14 protein-coding genes are annotated in these 15,139 nt (G+C 60.3%); 8 read left to right on the top strand and 6 right to left on the bottom strand.

Annotated features, from left to right (window positions below; genetic code table 11):
• Positions 1–137: 137 nt before the first annotated feature.
• Genes ACVI9W_RS03795 through ACVI9W_RS03820 form a run of 6 tightly spaced genes read left to right on the top strand, consistent with a single transcriptional unit; the run spans position 138 to position 6,198 of the window.
• Positions 138–3,053, top strand: a complete 2,916-nt coding sequence (locus ACVI9W_RS03795) for a monovalent cation/H+ antiporter subunit A (RefSeq protein ID WP_342622751.1) — start codon at positions 138–140, stop codon at positions 3,051–3,053.
• On the top strand, positions 3,053–3,397 hold the full coding sequence (locus ACVI9W_RS03800; protein ID WP_010224297.1) for a Na+/H+ antiporter subunit C: 345 nt from the start codon (positions 3,053–3,055) through the stop codon (positions 3,395–3,397). The genes ACVI9W_RS03795 and ACVI9W_RS03800 overlap by 1 nt, the downstream gene beginning before the upstream one ends.
• The gene (locus tag ACVI9W_RS03805) at positions 3,394–5,076 is read left to right on the top strand and encodes a monovalent cation/H+ antiporter subunit D (RefSeq protein ID WP_461529243.1); all 1,683 of its coding nucleotides are present in this window, start codon (positions 3,394–3,396) and stop codon (positions 5,074–5,076) included. The genes ACVI9W_RS03800 and ACVI9W_RS03805 overlap by 4 nt, the downstream gene beginning before the upstream one ends.
• Positions 5,073–5,561: a Na+/H+ antiporter subunit E gene (locus tag ACVI9W_RS03810; protein WP_461529244.1), complete on the top strand. Its 489-nt coding sequence runs from the start codon at positions 5,073–5,075 to the stop codon at positions 5,559–5,561. Before ACVI9W_RS03805 ends, ACVI9W_RS03810 begins: the two co-directional genes overlap by 4 nt.
• On the top strand, positions 5,558–5,836 hold the full coding sequence (locus ACVI9W_RS03815; RefSeq protein ID WP_038612978.1) for a K+/H+ antiporter subunit F: 279 nt from the start codon (positions 5,558–5,560) through the stop codon (positions 5,834–5,836). The genes ACVI9W_RS03810 and ACVI9W_RS03815 overlap by 4 nt, the downstream gene beginning before the upstream one ends.
• Positions 5,833–6,198, top strand: coding sequence for a Na+/H+ antiporter subunit G (locus tag ACVI9W_RS03820; RefSeq protein WP_461529245.1), 366 nt, complete (start codon positions 5,833–5,835; stop codon positions 6,196–6,198). The genes ACVI9W_RS03815 and ACVI9W_RS03820 overlap by 4 nt, the downstream gene beginning before the upstream one ends.
• A gap of 3 nt (positions 6,199–6,201) precedes the next feature.
• Here the strand turns inward: ACVI9W_RS03820 and ACVI9W_RS03825 are convergent, their stop codons facing one another.
• Both ACVI9W_RS03825 and ACVI9W_RS03830 read right to left on the bottom strand, forming a co-directional pair.
• Positions 6,202–6,411 carry a hypothetical protein gene (locus tag ACVI9W_RS03825; protein WP_461529246.1) on the bottom strand — a complete coding sequence of 70 codons (210 nt, stop codon included), beginning with the start codon at positions 6,409–6,411 and terminating at the stop codon, positions 6,202–6,204.
• Positions 6,408–6,878, bottom strand: coding sequence for a hypothetical protein (locus ACVI9W_RS03830; RefSeq protein WP_038612983.1), 471 nt, complete (start codon positions 6,876–6,878; stop codon positions 6,408–6,410). The genes ACVI9W_RS03825 and ACVI9W_RS03830 overlap by 4 nt, the downstream gene beginning before the upstream one ends.
• Positions 6,879–7,194: 316 nt before the next feature.
• On the opposite strand from ACVI9W_RS03830, the gene ACVI9W_RS03835 reads away from it, so the two are divergent.
• A complete protein-coding gene (locus ACVI9W_RS03835) occupies positions 7,195–7,407 on the top strand; it encodes a hypothetical protein (protein ID WP_157193296.1) in 213 nt (70 codons plus the stop codon).
• Between the two features lie 8 nt (positions 7,408–7,415).
• Here ACVI9W_RS03835 and ACVI9W_RS03840 read toward each other — a convergent pair whose 3' ends face one another.
• On the bottom strand, positions 7,416–7,631 hold the full coding sequence (locus ACVI9W_RS03840) for a hypothetical protein (RefSeq protein WP_038612987.1): 216 nt from the start codon (positions 7,629–7,631) through the stop codon (positions 7,416–7,418).
• A 168-nt stretch (positions 7,632–7,799) separates the two neighbouring features.
• Positions 7,800–8,204, bottom strand: coding sequence for a TraR/DksA family transcriptional regulator (locus tag ACVI9W_RS03845; protein ID WP_038612989.1), 405 nt, complete (start codon positions 8,202–8,204; stop codon positions 7,800–7,802).
• 435 nt (positions 8,205–8,639) lie between these two features.
• On the opposite strand from ACVI9W_RS03845, the gene ACVI9W_RS03850 reads away from it, so the two are divergent.
• On the top strand, positions 8,640–13,172 hold the full coding sequence (locus tag ACVI9W_RS03850) for a hypothetical protein (protein ID WP_461529247.1): 4,533 nt from the start codon (positions 8,640–8,642) through the stop codon (positions 13,170–13,172).
• A gap of 49 nt (positions 13,173–13,221) precedes the next feature.
• Here ACVI9W_RS03850 and ACVI9W_RS03855 read toward each other — a convergent pair whose 3' ends face one another.
• Positions 13,222–13,995: an enoyl-CoA hydratase gene (locus ACVI9W_RS03855; protein ID WP_038612991.1), complete on the bottom strand. Its 774-nt coding sequence runs from the start codon at positions 13,993–13,995 to the stop codon at positions 13,222–13,224.
• Positions 13,996–14,009: 14 nt separating this feature from the next.
• Complete coding sequence (locus tag ACVI9W_RS03860) at positions 14,010–15,137, bottom strand: acyl-CoA dehydrogenase (protein ID WP_461529248.1); 1,128 nt, start codon at positions 15,135–15,137, stop codon at positions 14,010–14,012.
• Between the last annotated feature and the right edge of the window lie 2 nt (positions 15,138–15,139).

Here is a 15,139-nt window from a genome sequence, read left to right on the forward strand (position 1 = left end):
GTCTATCCTTTGAAAAAAACTGTTATAAAAAAAACGTTTGATACAGCGCCTTTGTAGAATTCTGCCACAGCTTCTGTGTTGGTGATCGACGGTACGCCACGTATGATCCCTTACAAACTCCTGCAGATTAGAAATCTATGTCCTTGATAGTGCTACTGCTTCTGCCGTTCATCGGCAGCTGCCTGGCGGCTGTCTTGCCGCACAACGCCCGCAACAGCGAGTCGTTGCTTGCCGGGCTCGTCGCTCTGGTCGGTACCGTCCAGGTAGCCCTGCTGTACCCGCAAATTGCCCATGGAGGGGTGATCCGCGAAGAATTTCTCTGGCTGCCGAGCCTGGGCCTGAACCTGGTCCTGCGCATGGACGGCTTTGCCTGGCTGTTCTCCCTGCTGGTGCTGGGTATCGGCACCCTGGTGTCGTTGTATGCGCGCTATTACATGTCGCCGCAAGATCCGGTACCGCGGTTCTTCGCCTTTTTCCTGGCGTTCATGGGCGCAATGCTCGGCCTGGTGATCTCCGGCAACCTGATCCAGATCGTATTCTTCTGGGAACTGACCAGCGTTTTCTCGTTCCTGCTGATCGGCTACTGGCATCACCGCGCCGACGCCCGCCGCGGTGCCTACATGGCCCTGATGGTCACCGGTGCTGGCGGTTTGTGCCTGCTGGCGGGGGTGCTGCTGCTCGGCCATGTGGTTGGCAGCTATGACCTGGACAAGGTCCTCGCTGCCGGTGAGCTGATTCGCAATCATGCCCTGTATCCCGTCCTGCTCCCCCTGATTCTCCTCGGCGCCCTGAGCAAAAGCGCACAATTCCCCTTCCACTTCTGGCTGCCACATGCCATGGCTGCGCCGACGCCAGTTTCGGCGTACCTGCATTCGGCGACCATGGTCAAAGCCGGGGTATTTCTCCTGGCACGTCTGTGGCCGGTACTTTCCGGCAGCGAAGAATGGTTCTGGATCGTCGGCGGCGCCGGGGCCTGCACCCTGTTGCTGGGTGCTTTCGCGGCCATGTTCCAGAACGATCTCAAGGGCCTGCTGGCCTATTCGACCATCAGCCATCTGGGGCTGATCACCCTGCTGCTGGGGCTGAACAGCCCGTTGGCGGCAGTGGCGGCAGTGTTCCATATCCTCAATCATGCCACCTTCAAAGCCTCGCTATTCATGGCTGCAGGCATCATCGACCACGAAAGCGGCACGCGTGATATCCGGCGCCTTAGCGGCCTGTTCCGGCTGATACCGTTCACTGCGACCCTGGCCATGGTAGCCAGCGCCTCGATGGCCGGGGTCCCGTTGATGAACGGCTTCCTGTCCAAGGAAATGTTCTTCGCCGAAACCGTGTTCATCAACTCCAGCGCCTGGATCGAAGCCGCCCTGCCGGTAATCGCCACCCTGGCCGGCACGTTCAGCGTGGCCTACGCCTTGCGCTTTACCGTCGATGTGTTCTTCGGCCCGCCAGCCACGGACCTGCCCCATACCCCGCACGAGCCGCCGCGCTGGATGCGCGCGCCGGTCGAGTTGCTGGTGCTGACCTGCCTGGTGGTCGGCATGTTTCCGGCCCAGTCGGTCGGGCCGCTGCTGGCTGCCGCCGCCCTGCCGGTAGTGGGCGGTACGCTGCCTGAATACAGCCTGGCGATCTGGCATGGCTGGAATGCGCCGCTGATCATGAGTCTGATCGCCATGAGCGGCGGCATCCTGCTCTACCTGCTACTGCGTAACCAGCTCAAGCTGGGCCGCTTCCCTTATCCGCCACTGATCGAACGATTCAATGGCAAGCGTCTGTTCGAACACGGCCAGGTGCAGCTGATGCGCATGGCCCGCCGCTTTGAGCGCACCATGACCACCCGGCGCTTGCAAAAGCAGCTGTTCATGCTGGTGCTGGTAGCGTTCCTGGCAGGCCTGCTGCCGATGCTGCAAAGCGGCCTGAGCTGGGGTGACCGGCCGAAAATCCCGGGCTCCGGGGTGTTCGTCACGCTCTGGCTGATCGCTATTGCCTGCGCCCTGGGCGCCGCCTGGCAAGCCAAGTACCACCGGCTGGCAGCCCTGACCATGGTCAGTGTCTGCGGCCTGATGACCTGTATCACCTTCGTCTGGTTCTCGGCACCGGACCTGGCCCTGACCCAACTGGCGGTTGAAGTGGTCACCACGGTGCTGATCCTCCTCGGCTTGCGCTGGTTGCCACGACGCATCGAGGGGGTATCGCCCTTGCCTGGCAGCCAGGAGCAGGCACGCCTGCGGCGCCTGCGCGACCTGATTCTTGCGGTGCTGGTGGGTGGTGGTATGGCGCTGTTGTCCTATGCGATGCTGACGCGCCCGACCCCCAACGACATTTCTTCGTTCTACCTGAGCCGCGCTCTGCCCGAGGGCGGCGGCAGCAACGTGGTCAATGTCATGCTCGTGGACTTCCGCGGCTTCGACACCCTGGGTGAAGTTACCGTGCTGGTTGCCGTGGCGCTGGCGGTGTTTGCCCTGCTGCGGCGCTTCCGTCCTCCCCGCGAGAGCATGCAACTACCGGCCCAGCAACGCCTGCTGGCACCTGACGTGGTCACCGATCTGGTCAACCCGCGCCAGGCTGCCGACACGGCGCTGGGTTTCATGATGGTTCCGGCGGTGCTGGTGCGCCTGCTGCTGCCAATTGCCCTGGTGGTATCGATGTACCTGTTCATGCGCGGACACAACCAGCCCGGCGGCGGTTTTGTCGCGGGGCTGGTGATGTCGGTGGCCTTCATCCTCCAATACATGGTCGCAGGCACCCAGTGGGTGGAAGCGCAAATGAGCTTGCGTCCGTTGCGCTGGATGGGTACCGGCCTGCTCTGCGCCACCCTCACTGGCGGCGGCGCCATGCTGCTCGGCTACCCCTTCCTGACCACGCACACCGCACACCTGCATCTGCCGCTGCTGGGCGATATCCATTTCGCCAGTGCATTGTTCTTCGATGTCGGCATCTTCACCGTGGTGGTCGGTTCGACCCTGTTGATTCTTACTGCCCTGGCTCACCAGTCGGTGCGCGGACACCGTCCGGCCAGCCAGCCCAAAGCCACCCAGACAGGAGCCGCCTGATGGAAGAAGTCATCGCAATCGCCATTGGTGTACTCGCTGCCTCCGGGGTCTGGCTGATCCTGCGCCCGCGAACCTTTCAGGTGGTGATGGGCCTGTGCCTGCTGTCCTATGGCGTCAACCTGTTTATCTTCAGCATGGGTAGCCTGTTCATCGGCAAGGAGCCGATCATCAAGGATGGCGTGCCCCAGGACCTACTCAACTATACCGACCCCCTGCCCCAGGCCCTGGTGCTTACCGCCATCGTCATCAGCTTTGCCATGACCGCACTGTTTCTGGTGGTGCTGCTGGCATCGCGCGGGCTGACCGGCACCGACCACGTGGACGGCCGGGAGCCCAACGAATGAGCTTCATGAATCAACTGATTGTCGCGCCGATCCTGCTGCCGCTGCTCACTGCGGCACTGATGTTGCTGCTGGGCGAAAAACGCAGGCCCCTCAAGGCCCGCCTTAACCTGTTCTCCAGCCTCCTGGGGCTGGCGATCTCGATTACCTTGCTGCTGTGGGTTCAGGCCCAGGGGCAAGCCAGCTCGATTGGCGTCTACCTGCCTGGCAACTGGCCGGCACCGTTTGGCATCGCACTGGTGGTTGACCGTCTTTCGGCATTGATGCTGGTGCTTACCGGGATCGTCGGCGTCAGCGCGCTGATTTTCGCCATGGCCCGCTGGGACGGCGCCGGGGCCAGCTTCCATGCACTGTTCCAGATTCAGCTGATGGGCCTCTACGGGGCATTCCTGACTGCCGACCTGTTCAACCTGTTCGTATTCTTCGAGGTACTGCTGGCGGCGTCTTACGGTTTGCTGCTGCACGGCTCCGGGCGGGCTCGGGTAAAGGCCGGCCTGCATTACATCGCCATCAATCTGTTCGCCTCGTCGCTGTTCCTGGTCGGCGCCGCGATGCTCTATGGTGTCACCGGTACCCTTAACATGGCCGACCTGGCCCTGAAAATACCGCTGGTGCCGGAAGCCGACCGCGGCCTGCTGCACGCAGGTGCCGCGATCCTGGCCACGGCCTTCCTGGCCAAGGCCGGGATCTGGCCATTGAACTTCTGGTTGGTGCCGGCCTACTCCGCCGCCAGCGCACCCGTGGCGGCGCTGTTCGCAATCATGACCAAGGTTGGCATCTATACCGTGCTACGCCTGTGGACGTTGCTGTTTTCCGGCCAGGCTGGCGCCTCATCGTTCTTTGGTGGCGAATGGCTGGTCTATGGCGGCCTGGCAACGCTGGGCTGCGCAGCCGTGTCGATCCTTGCCGCCCAGCGCCTGGAGCGCATGGCGAGCATAAGCATCCTCGCTTCGGCGGGCACGCTCATGGCGGCCATCGGCTTTGGCCAGGCCGCATTGACGGCCGGGGCGCTGTTCTACCTGGTCAGCTCAACTCTGGCTTTGTGCGCCCTGTTCCTGCTGGCCGAGCTGATCGAGCGTTCGCGCTCGGCCAACGAACTGCCACTGGATGACGACGACTGCCACCCTTCACCGCTCGAATCCTTGCACCCACCGAAAGGCATCAACCTCGATGACGAACAGAAGGCCGTCATCGGCCAGGTGATCCCCTGGACCATGGCCTTCCTCGGTTTGAGCTTTATCGCTTGCGCGCTGCTGATCATCGGCATGCCGCCACTCTCAGGCTTTATCGGCAAGATCAGCCTGATTGCTGCACTGTTCAATCCCCAAGGTCTGGGCACCGCCCCCGAGCAACCGCTCTCGGTCCAGGGCTGGACCCTGGTAGCGCTGCTGATACTCTCCGGCCTGGCCTCGTTGATTGCCCTGGCCCGCGTCGGTATCCAGCGCTTCTGGACACCTCAGGAGCGCCCCTCGCCGGCGCTGCGTCGCTTTGAGTGCATTCCCATCGTGGTTCTGCTCGGGCTGTGTATCGCCTTGAGCGTACGCGCCGAACCGCTGCTGCGTTATACCCAGGACACCGCTGCGAGCCTTCAGGACCCTGAGCAATATGTCAGCGCGGTGCTCGCTACCCGGCCAATCCCCGGCCCCACCAGCCAGGCCGCCAGCGCACAGGTGCAACCATGAAGCGCCTGTTTCCCGCTCCGCTGCTGTCGTTGTCCCTGTGCCTGTTGTGGTTGCTGCTGAACCTCTCGGTAAGCCCGGGCAACCTGTTGCTTGCTGTCTTGCTGGGCGTGTTTGCGCCACTGCTGATGGCGCCGTTGCGGCCCGTGAGAGTACGCATCCGCCACCCCTGGACGGTCCTGCGCCTGATCATGCGGGTCGGCATTGACGTGCTGATCTCCAACCTGCAGGTGGCTCGTGGGGTCTGGTCTGCCAAGCGTCGTGCGCCGCGCTCTCGCTTCGTGCACATTCCACTGGACCTGCGCGATGCCCACGGCCTGGCGGCGCTGTCGATGATCACCACGGTGATCCCCGGCACTATCTGGTCGGAGCTGGCACTGGATCGCAGCATCCTGCTGCTGCATGTATTCGACCTGGACGATGAAGCGCAATTTATCGAACACTTCAAACAGACCTATGAACGTCCGCTGATGGAGATCTTCGAATGACTGGCCTGCTTGCCAATGCCATTCTCGCCAGCCTGTTCATCTTTGCCCTGGCCATGGCCCTGACCCTGTTCCGGCTATTCCGCGGCCCTTCGGCCCAGGACCGGGTTCTGGCGCTGGACTACCTGTACATCCTGGCGATGCTGATGATGCTGGTGCTGGGTATTCGTTATGCCAGCGACACCTACTTCGAGGGGGCACTGCTGATTGCCCTGTTCGGCTTCGTCGGCTCGTTTGCCCTGGCTAAATTCCTGTTGCGTGGCGAGGTGATCGAATGAACAACCTGAACGAACTGCCCTTCTGGGTCGAGTTGCTGGTTGCCGCATTACTGTTGCTGAGCAGCCTGTTCGCCCTCAGCGGGGCGCTGGGCCTGATTCGCCTGAAACAGTTCTTTCAGCGCATGCACCCGCCGGCCCTGGCCTCGACCCTGGGAACCTGGTGCGTCGCACTGGCCTCGATCCTGTATTTCTCGGCGCTCAAGCAAGGGCCTGTGCTGCATGCCTGGCTGATCCCGATCCTGATGGCCATCACGGTGCCGGTGACCACCTTGCTGTTGGCACGCGCTGCACTGTTTCGCAAGCGCATGGCTGGTGATGACGTACCGGAGGAAGTCAGTAGCGGGCGTGATCGTGGCCACTAAGCGCTATTGGGTCAGCGCCTGCAGTTCGCGGCGGACCATGGCTGCATACTCAGGCGGGCTCAACTGATACAACTGGCTGGCCACCCAATCGAACCAGCGCCCCTGCAGCCGCTCACGTTGCGCAAGCCACTGCTCGGCTTGCTCACGGGCCTGGGCCTGATGCCGCACATGAAAATCGGCACGCCCCAGTGATGCATCATCCGGCTTGCTCACTCGCTGGCCTTGAACGTGGTCAGCTCGCCTTTGCGCCATTTCGCCGCCTTGCCGGTGGCAGCCTTGAGGATCTTGCCCAGGCCTTCCTGCAGTTGCTCGTGAGCAGCAAAGATCATCACCACGCCCTGGCCTTCACGCAAGACGATACCCTCACCTTCGGGTACCGAGACAAATGCATAATCACCCAGACCGTAGACGGTAAGTTTGATATCACGGAAACGAACTTCCAGCTTGCCACCTTCGCGACTGGGCAATACCGCAGCGCGGAAATGATCACCGACCTTGAGCTCCAATCGCTGTTTGTCATCGACAACCAGCGCGGTTTCAGTGTCGATTTCGGCCATGTACAGGCCTTCCGCGTTCTGTTCGGTGACATAAACAAAACGCGATTGAAACTGTTTGACCAGTTTGGCCCGAAGATCGCCAAGCACAAACAAGGCGTGTGTATCCAGATTACTGACTGCCAATGAAGAATTCCTCAAACCGATTACACGACGCCTCCCCACAGGAGCAGATGGCTCCGTGAAGGCAACGTCACTTCAATGTCGAAGTCTGAAAGACTAATGGGTATAAGCACGAAGCGTCTGTGCGGGCGGGTGCTGCAGCCTGAAGGATTCGTCATCCTTGCAGGCCAGCCAAAACCTCACGACAGGCATTCGGCGGATTTCCGTCAACGGAAACGTACTTTCTGACATCAAAACTGCCAGGAAAATGCGATAGATACATCCAGGCCCCTCGGCAGAACGGGCCCCCGGATCAATCTACACATCACAGGGAAGGAATATGCACGAAAATACCGAAATCCGTCGAGAGGCAAGCAACATTTCTTACCTCAATATTACAAACCAAGGTTCAAGCGCGCATAGCACGCGCTACATCGTGGTGCCTGCCGGGATCAACTTCTTCCACATCACCGAGCACACTACCGGGCAAGTGAAAGGTTTTCGCTGCCGGCACATCGATGCCTGCGAACTGGCGCGAACACTGGAGCGTTGAGCCCGTCTTCAAACAGCCTGGCGTACTGCTCCAGGCTGTTGCTTACCGCGTAATTGCTCGAGCCATGCAAGCCGGCATTCCTCAGCCTCATCACGGCTGGCGAACGCAGTGCCACGCCGCTCGCCATTGACCAGCACTACCCAACAAACACGCTTGCCAACCGTTTGCAGGGACGCAGGAACGCCGCTGCCAATCATCACGGCGACATCGACTCGGCTATCCATCATTCCCTCCGGAATTTAATTAGCAACCTAACGATATCACCATCATACGCCCGCTTCCGCGGCGGAAAAAGCTATTGCCGGTATAGCTGTATTGCATCGCAAGCAACAAACAGACGAAAAGCACCAAGGCCCCGGGATCGCTCCACGGGGCCTTGGAAAGACTACCGGTCAGGCCTGACGCTGGTGCTTGTCGATCTGCTCGTGACGCTCCTGAGCTTCGATGCAGTACTTGGTGGTCGGGCTGATCAGCAGGCGCTTGAGGCCAATTGGCTCACCGCTGTCGTCACACCAACCAAAGCTGTCGTCCCTGATTCGCTCCAGGGCCATCTCCAGTTGTGGCAACAGGCGCTGGTCGCGATCGATAGCGTTAACCAACCAGGTACGTTCTTCTTCAACAGAGGCAGCATCTGCAGGGTCAGCTGGAGTGTCCAGACTCTCGATAGCTATGCGGCTCTGTTCGATGCGCTCCTGGGTCTCGATTTTCATCGACTGCAGCAACTTGGTGAAGAACGCATGTTGCTCGGCGTTCATGTAGTCATCGGCCGGCATGGCCAGCAACTTTTCCTTGGTCATCGATTTCTCTATGAAAATAACGTGCATTTAAGCGATTGGATTGCCATCACCGACAGTTCGCCGACGGCGGAATTCTTCAAGCACCCTACGGCACTCTATTTACGAGGGGCGGGAGTCTAAGGCGCCACGTCGCACTGGGCAACAAAAATGACAGCGCAACAGGCTTAAACGGCCTGGAATCCGCCAATCGGCCCCGTAGACCTGCCCGCCAGCGCTCCAAGACATGCCTGTTTACCCGTCCTTGGAGCAGAAAATACCTAACATGCAGTAACAATTGCCCTGCTGCCAGCCCAGCAACGGGCACTGAGCACAGCTCAAACAAGAGTCGCTTGCCGAAACTGAAAGTCCTGTCGCCGCGGGTGCTATCCCGTTACGACCCTGTTGACCAATATCTACGGCTGAATCAGCGCTTCACCCTTTGTGGAGCCGCCCCCTATGAGCCTGCAAGAACGTCTCGCTCTCAACACCGATCTCGATTGCGCTGTCGCCGATCATTTCAGTCTGCGCCCGACCCTGTTCGAGGTATGCGCACGCCTCCTGGTCGAGCAGTGGTCCGAGCGCAAGATAAGTCATCACGACCCTCTCTTGCTCTTTCTGGTCAGCATCGACAGCACGCCGCAAAAGACTTACGTGCGGCCCTTGTACCAAACCCTGGCGGAGCGATTTTGCCGTCGCGCGACACTTAACCTTACCGCAGAGGAGGACTTTCTCAGCCTCAATGAAGACGCAGACCCGCAAGGCGCCGTTGACATCGACCTGCATGCAATTGAACAGTTGATCAATGAATGCGGTCCTTTCCTGCTGGAGCAATACCAGCGTGCCCTGGTGTCGTTCTGGAGCGAATCGGACCGATCAGGACAGACGCCTTGGCAATGGTATGCCGACTATCTCAGACAACACTTCAAGTCAGCCATCGACAGCAACTTCGACGCTGGCACGTTGAGCCAGACCACCGCCGCCATGGCCAGGCTGATCTACAGCTATCCTGCCCCTCAGGACCGTAGCGCTTGGCCCAATGCCAGTAAACTTGACCTGCTGCAACTCGAACTGGACACCTCAGCCAGCGCCTACCTGGATATTGATCTAGCCAGTGCGCTACTGCTCGAACATCCAGACAGTGCCCCGGAACGCTCTGTCACACTGATTTACACAACGTCCGGACAGCTGGTTCCGATTGCCTCACGCCCAGCACTACTCGACGGGCTTGGTCGACTATGGCCGAAGCTGACCGCCTCGCGCCCGAAACTGCAACTGACGCAAACAACAAACAACAATTTCGAGGCCCAGGCCCAGGGAGTACTCCATCAACAATTGCGGACCATTGCCGCACTGGCGCAGCAGTATCAATCCGAATACAGCGCCCCGCTGATGAGTCTCGACATGGACCGCCTGACTTCCATGATCACCCTGTGCAGTGTCACGGAGCAGAGTCTGCGCAAGCAACTTGTCGAACACCTTCCGGACTGGCTGCGCAGCACCACAGGTCCACTCATGCGCCGCTATGGCGCGATGCTCCTCGATGCAGCCCAAAGCTACGACGACGCAGCGGGGCAATTCTGGCTCGATGGGATAGACGACGCCGAATCGTTCAGCTACCAGCAGCTGGCGAAGCAAATCAATACTGACCATCCGGGCAGCGATCTGGCGGTTCGCGACGTCGTGGTCATCAACCATCAGGTCGAAGCGTCAGCGATACCCGGCCAGGACGCGTTGATCATCGATGGAACGGTGCATCCAGTGCGCTTCTCGCTGGCCCAGCTGGCAATCGGCAACCTCGGCCTGCTAGCACCCGGCCGGATCGAACTGACCTCGGCTTCAGGGCAGACCTTGCCTACCTGGCTGGACGAACGCTACATGCGTCAGTTGATCAGCAGGCTGGACATCGGGACGTCCTACCCGCAGATGCTCAAGCACAACATGCTCGATGATGCTGACCAGCGACAACTACGCCAGCGCCTGTTCACTGCCCAGTTACGCACACAGATCCCCGCATTCGCCCTGGAACTGCACCTGCGTGACAACAGCTTGAGCGAGACCGCGGTGAACGGCATCTGCCAAGTGTTCCAGGCGTTGCCCCCGGCTACGCCGGATGACTGGGTGATGCGCCCGCTGGGCTTGATCAGCGAGGCCGGGGCGACGCCGGACCTGCTGCACAACGCCTGGGTGATCGAGCGCAAAAATCCGGCTGAACACCCTTGTGTGCTCTATCGCCCCTTGCATCCACAACCCTTGCTGGAGTTCTCTGACCGCCTGGCCCTGTTCGTTGCCATCAGTCTCCCGGGAGAGCTGCAGGACGATCTGCTCCAGCGGCTGCCCGAAGCATCCCGCCGCATTTATGCACACGGCGGGCTTATGGAGCCGCACCTGTACCACTCCGTCGAGGATGATTTCAGCGTGCCGTTCGGTACACCGGCTCCAGCCAGGCTTTCGCTCGAAGTCCCCGTACCTGACATCGGTACATCGCTCTACCAGGCGTGCGTCGAGGAAACTATCCAGCACTTCAAGGCACAATCCAGCAGCACTGCGGCGACGCGCTGGCAGACACTGGGCTGGCTGCTGTTCAACACGCTCCTGCCACTGGCAGGCAGCACTCTGGCCAAAGCCGCCTGGCTGGTACAGATGAGCGTCGCCCTGGCCGACTTCATCCGCACGGATGCCCAGCGCGACCCGGTGGGCCAGCGTATCAGCCTGATCAACCTGCTGGTCAACGTCGCTGTGCTGTTGTTCTCCCATTCCTACCAGAGCGTGAGCCTGGACACGCAGGAGGTTGAACCTCTTCCGGCGGTCCCCGCCGAACCGCCGCCACCCCCACTGATACCCATCCAGGCCAGTGAAAGCCCGTTGGAATTCAGCTGGGCGCGCCCCGATCACACGCTTAGCGCAACGCAACGCATCGCGCTGGCAAAGCTGCAGGCCGACATCCCCCTGTCACAGTTGCGCAGCCCGATACCAAGCGGTCCCCTGCGCGGTCTGTTCCTGCACAACGATCAGCTCTGGGCAAGTCTGGACAACCAGGTCTACCGGGTCGAGATTGACCCGCAGCGCGAGCAGCCGCGCGTCGTCGGGGCATCCACCACAGATGACGCCGGCCCCTGGCTGGCCCGAGACGAGGCCGGTCGCTGGCGGTTCGACCTGGCGCTGCGGTTGCGCGCAGGTATGCCGTTGAGCAAGCAACTGGAGCAGCGTAAACAGGAAAGAGCGCAAGCAAGCAATGCTCTGAAGACCAAACTGCTCAGCGACGTTGAACAGATCAAAAGCCAGAAAGCGACACGCGACAGGGTACTGGAGATGGCCTTAACCGCCACTGATGAACGCCTGGTGCGCAGTTTTCTGGAGAAAACCCAAGGCTATGCCAGGTTCTGGAGTGAACATCTGCACACTCTGCAGGAAAGCAACAAAGACGAATCGTTCCAACAGTACAAAGTGGTGCGGGCAACGGCGCTGTACGAGCTTATTCGTTGCGAGCGATCAAGCTATAGCTCACTGAAAAAACTCTATCGTCCACTGCGTTTGCAACTGGTCGCCCTGGTCAATCAGGCGCCTGAGCTTGAAGGGCTTCCCGAAGCCGATAAGCGAATCAGCAGAAATCGCCTGGACACCATGAAGTCGCTGCTTGACCAATTGATCATCGGTACTGAGGCGCTGAACGACGCTCGCGGGCAACTAAAGCGTTTGGCCAGCCGACACCAGGCAAAGATCGCCGAGCTCAATCAAGAAGTACAGTCAAACCAGGAACCCAGCTCAGAGCATCTGAGGTGGCATTTCCTGCGGGCGGAAAACAACTTCAACCGGTTGACCCTGCTCTATTCACTGGACGACCTGGGCACCTACTGGCTTGACCGTGCCTGGAAAACCCTCAACCTGAGTATTGCGCAAAGACTGCGTCTGACCGATCTTGAGCAGCCTGCGGTCGAATTGAAGGTACGCCTGCTGCGTAGCATCGATGAGCAGCTCAGTGCCACGTTGCGCCAGCTCGACAACCTGAAAGCACTGCTCAATGACCCCGCTGAATTGCAGGTACTGGGCGAGCTGCGTGGTGATGTACAACATATAACCGATGGTGTGCAGCAGGAACTGACCGATTTTCCTGACTACCCGCCCAGCAGCACGGTCAACCAACTGCGCAATCAGGCGCCCGGCTTGATCGAGACAACAGAGAATGGCCTGCTGCTGGCACAACCCCGGGCAGGTAATGATTCGCTGGTCGACATTCCAGGCCCGGACAACAAAACACCATCACGCACCTATCGACGGCAGCAGGATGACTGGATCGAAGTAGCAGCCCACCCGGCCACTAGCCTTTCGCAAGGCTCATCACGCTCGCTGAAACGCTTGCTCAAGGACAGCCGTACGCGGATGGCAAACGCGCGCCAGGTCCTTGAAAGTCTGCAAACGACAGCGTCGGCCAGCTATCTGCCGATCGAGATCGAGGAGCTGCTTGAACACCAGCAATCGCTGTTGGAAACCGAGCGTCAGGCCATCGAACAGCGCTTGACCGATACAAACCAGACCGATGAAGCAACCCGCGCTGAGGATGCTGCGCTGACGATGAAGGCGCTCGACGAGCTGGCCCAAACCCTCGTAGCTCAGGCTCTGGAGCTGCGGACCCAAGCTGCGTTAAGACAGAACCCGAGAATGGGTGAGGTGCAGTACCTGATTGATCACGATCAGGTCCAGGTACGCGCTGCAGGCCCGCGCAGACAACTGGCCAAGGTCAAAGGCCGGGCAGACGATTTTCTCGACGAGTACGAGATCAGCCACCATGACACGGGGCTGTGGTATGCCCACTTCCACTATCCAGCCATGAGCACACCACGCGAAGGCTTCATCGTCGGGCACCTGAAAACTGCCGCCCAGCGCCATACCGCCGGGTCCAGCATGATCGATGCCCGTACTGGCAAAACCGTCGACGTCTACCGCGCGCCCATCAATGCGGCATCAGCGGCAAAGTACTTCTTCAACCTGTAGCGAGAAAAACAGGGGCTGGTTCGCACCGGTGCGTAGCAGCCCCTTGTTTTCAACGGTCCTTGAACTGCGCTTCGCGCTTGGCGATGAACGCCGCCATGCCTTCTTTCTGGTCTTCGGTGGCGAAGGCGGCATGGAACACCCGGCGCTCGAAGCGCACGCCTTCTGCCAGATTGACCTCGAAGGCACGGTTGACGCTTTCCTTGACCATCATGGTCATCGGGATCGACTTGCTGGCGATGGTTGCCGCCACTTTCAAGGCTTCTTCGAGCAACTCGGCCTGCGGTACTACGCGCGCCACCAGCCCTGCCCGCTCGGCTTCCTCGGCGCCCATCAGACGACCACTCAAGCACAGCTCCATGGCCTTGGCCTTGCCGACGGCACGGGTCAGACGCTGGGTACCGCCCATGCCGGGCAACACGCCGAGGTTGATTTCCGGCTGGCCGAACTTGGCATTGTCGGCGGCGAGAATGAAGTCGCACATCATCGCCAACTCGCAACCGCCGCCAAGCGCGAAACCGGAGACCGCCGCAATGACCGGCTTGCGACGGTTGGCGATACGGTCGGCATCGCTGAACAGGTCATCGACATAGATCTGCGGATAGCGCAGGTCAGCCATTTCCTTGATATCGGCACCCGCGGCAAAGGCCTTGGCCGAGCCGGTGAGCACTACACACCCGATGTTCGGGTCGGCTTCCAGCTGATCCAGGGCCTGATTGATCTCACCAACGATCTGCGCATTGAGCGCATTGAGTGCCTGCGGACGGTTGAGGGTGATCAGACCGACCTTGCCGTGGATGTCCAGCAAAATGGTTTCAAATGACATGCAAGCTGCTCCCTTCAAAGATTGCGCGCAATAACCATGCGCTGAATATCGCTGGTGCCTTCATAGATCTGGCAGACCCGCACATCGCGGTAAATACGCTCCAGCGGAAAGTCGCTCAGATAGCCATAACCACCGAGCGTCTGCAAGGCGTCCGAGCAGACCTTTTCGGCCATTTCCGAGGCAAACAGCTTGGCCATCGATGCTTCGACCAGTGCCGGGCGCCCGGCATCACGCAGCGCGGCGGCATGCAGGACCATCTGCCGGGCGACAGCAATACGGGTGGCCATGTCGGCCAGGCGGAAGGCCACGGCCTGGTGCTCAATCAGTGCTTTACCAAAACTCTGGCGTTCGCGCGCATAGTCGCGGGCTACCTCAAAAGCGGCGCGGGCCATGCCCACCGACTGCGAGGCGATGCCGATACGGCCGCCTTCGAGGTTGGCCAGGGCGATCTTGTAACCTTCGCCCTCCTCACCCAGGCGGTTGCCAACCGGCACCCGCACATCGTCGAAAACGATCTGACAGGTGTCGGAGGCGTGCTGGCCGAGCTTGTCCTCGACCCGGGCAACCTGATAGCCGGGTGAGTCGGTCGGGACGATAAAGGCGCTGATGCCGCGTTTGCCGGCAGCGGGATCAGTAACAGCAAAGACAATCACTACCCCGGCATTCTGCCCGGAGGTGATGAACTGCTTGCAGCCGTTCAATACGTAATGATCACCGTCGCGACGGGCGCGGGTTTTCAGGCTGCTGGCATCGGAGCCGGCCTGGGGCTCGGTCAGCGCAAAGGCACCAAGCATTGCGCCACTGGCCAGAGGCGTGAGGAACTGCTGCTTCTGCGCATCGCTGCCAAACTTGAGGATTGGTACGCAACCCACCGAGTTGTGCACGCTCATGATCGTCGAGCACGCGCCATCGCCAGCGGCAATCTCTTCCAGCGCCATGGCGTAGGCCACGTAGCCGGTATCGCTGCCGCCCCATTGCTCCGGCACCAGCATGCCAAACAGACCCAGTTCGGCCATCTCCTCGATGGCCTCCTTGGGAAAGCGATGCTCACGGTCCCATTGTTCGGCAAACGGCCGCAGGCGCTCCTGAGCGAACTGACGGACTGCGTCACTGATTTGCTGTTGTTCGTCATTGACTAGCATGG

The sequence above is a fragment of the Pseudomonas sp. 210_17 TE3656 genome, from assembly GCF_054821965.1.

Bases quoted from the DNA above. Each gene is read 5' to 3' on its own strand.
- ACVI9W_RS03840 (WP_038612987.1), bottom strand. From the start codon at position 7,631: ATGGATAGCCGAGTCGATGTCGCCGTGATGATTGGCAGCGGCGTTCCT.
- ACVI9W_RS03850 (WP_461529247.1), top strand. From the start codon at position 8,640: ATGAGCCTGCAAGAACGTCTCGCTCTCAACACCGATCTCGATTGCGCT.
- ACVI9W_RS03810 (WP_461529244.1), top strand. From the start codon at position 5,073: ATGAAGCGCCTGTTTCCCGCTCCGCTGCTGTCGTTGTCCCTGTGCCTG.
- ACVI9W_RS03805 (WP_461529243.1), top strand. From the start codon at position 3,394: ATGAGCTTCATGAATCAACTGATTGTCGCGCCGATCCTGCTGCCGCTG.
- ACVI9W_RS03835 (WP_157193296.1), top strand. From the start codon at position 7,195: ATGCACGAAAATACCGAAATCCGTCGAGAGGCAAGCAACATTTCTTAC.
- ACVI9W_RS03815 (WP_038612978.1), top strand. From the start codon at position 5,558: ATGACTGGCCTGCTTGCCAATGCCATTCTCGCCAGCCTGTTCATCTTT.
- ACVI9W_RS03820 (WP_461529245.1), top strand. From the start codon at position 5,833: ATGAACAACCTGAACGAACTGCCCTTCTGGGTCGAGTTGCTGGTTGCC.
- ACVI9W_RS03860 (WP_461529248.1), bottom strand. From the start codon at position 15,137: ATGCTAGTCAATGACGAACAACAGCAAATCAGTGACGCAGTCCGTCAG.
- ACVI9W_RS03795 (WP_342622751.1), top strand. From the start codon at position 138: ATGTCCTTGATAGTGCTACTGCTTCTGCCGTTCATCGGCAGCTGCCTG.
- ACVI9W_RS03800 (WP_010224297.1), top strand. From the start codon at position 3,053: ATGGAAGAAGTCATCGCAATCGCCATTGGTGTACTCGCTGCCTCCGGG.
- ACVI9W_RS03855 (WP_038612991.1), bottom strand. From the start codon at position 13,995: ATGTCATTTGAAACCATTTTGCTGGACATCCACGGCAAGGTCGGTCTG.
- ACVI9W_RS03845 (WP_038612989.1), bottom strand. From the start codon at position 8,204: ATGACCAAGGAAAAGTTGCTGGCCATGCCGGCCGATGACTACATGAAC.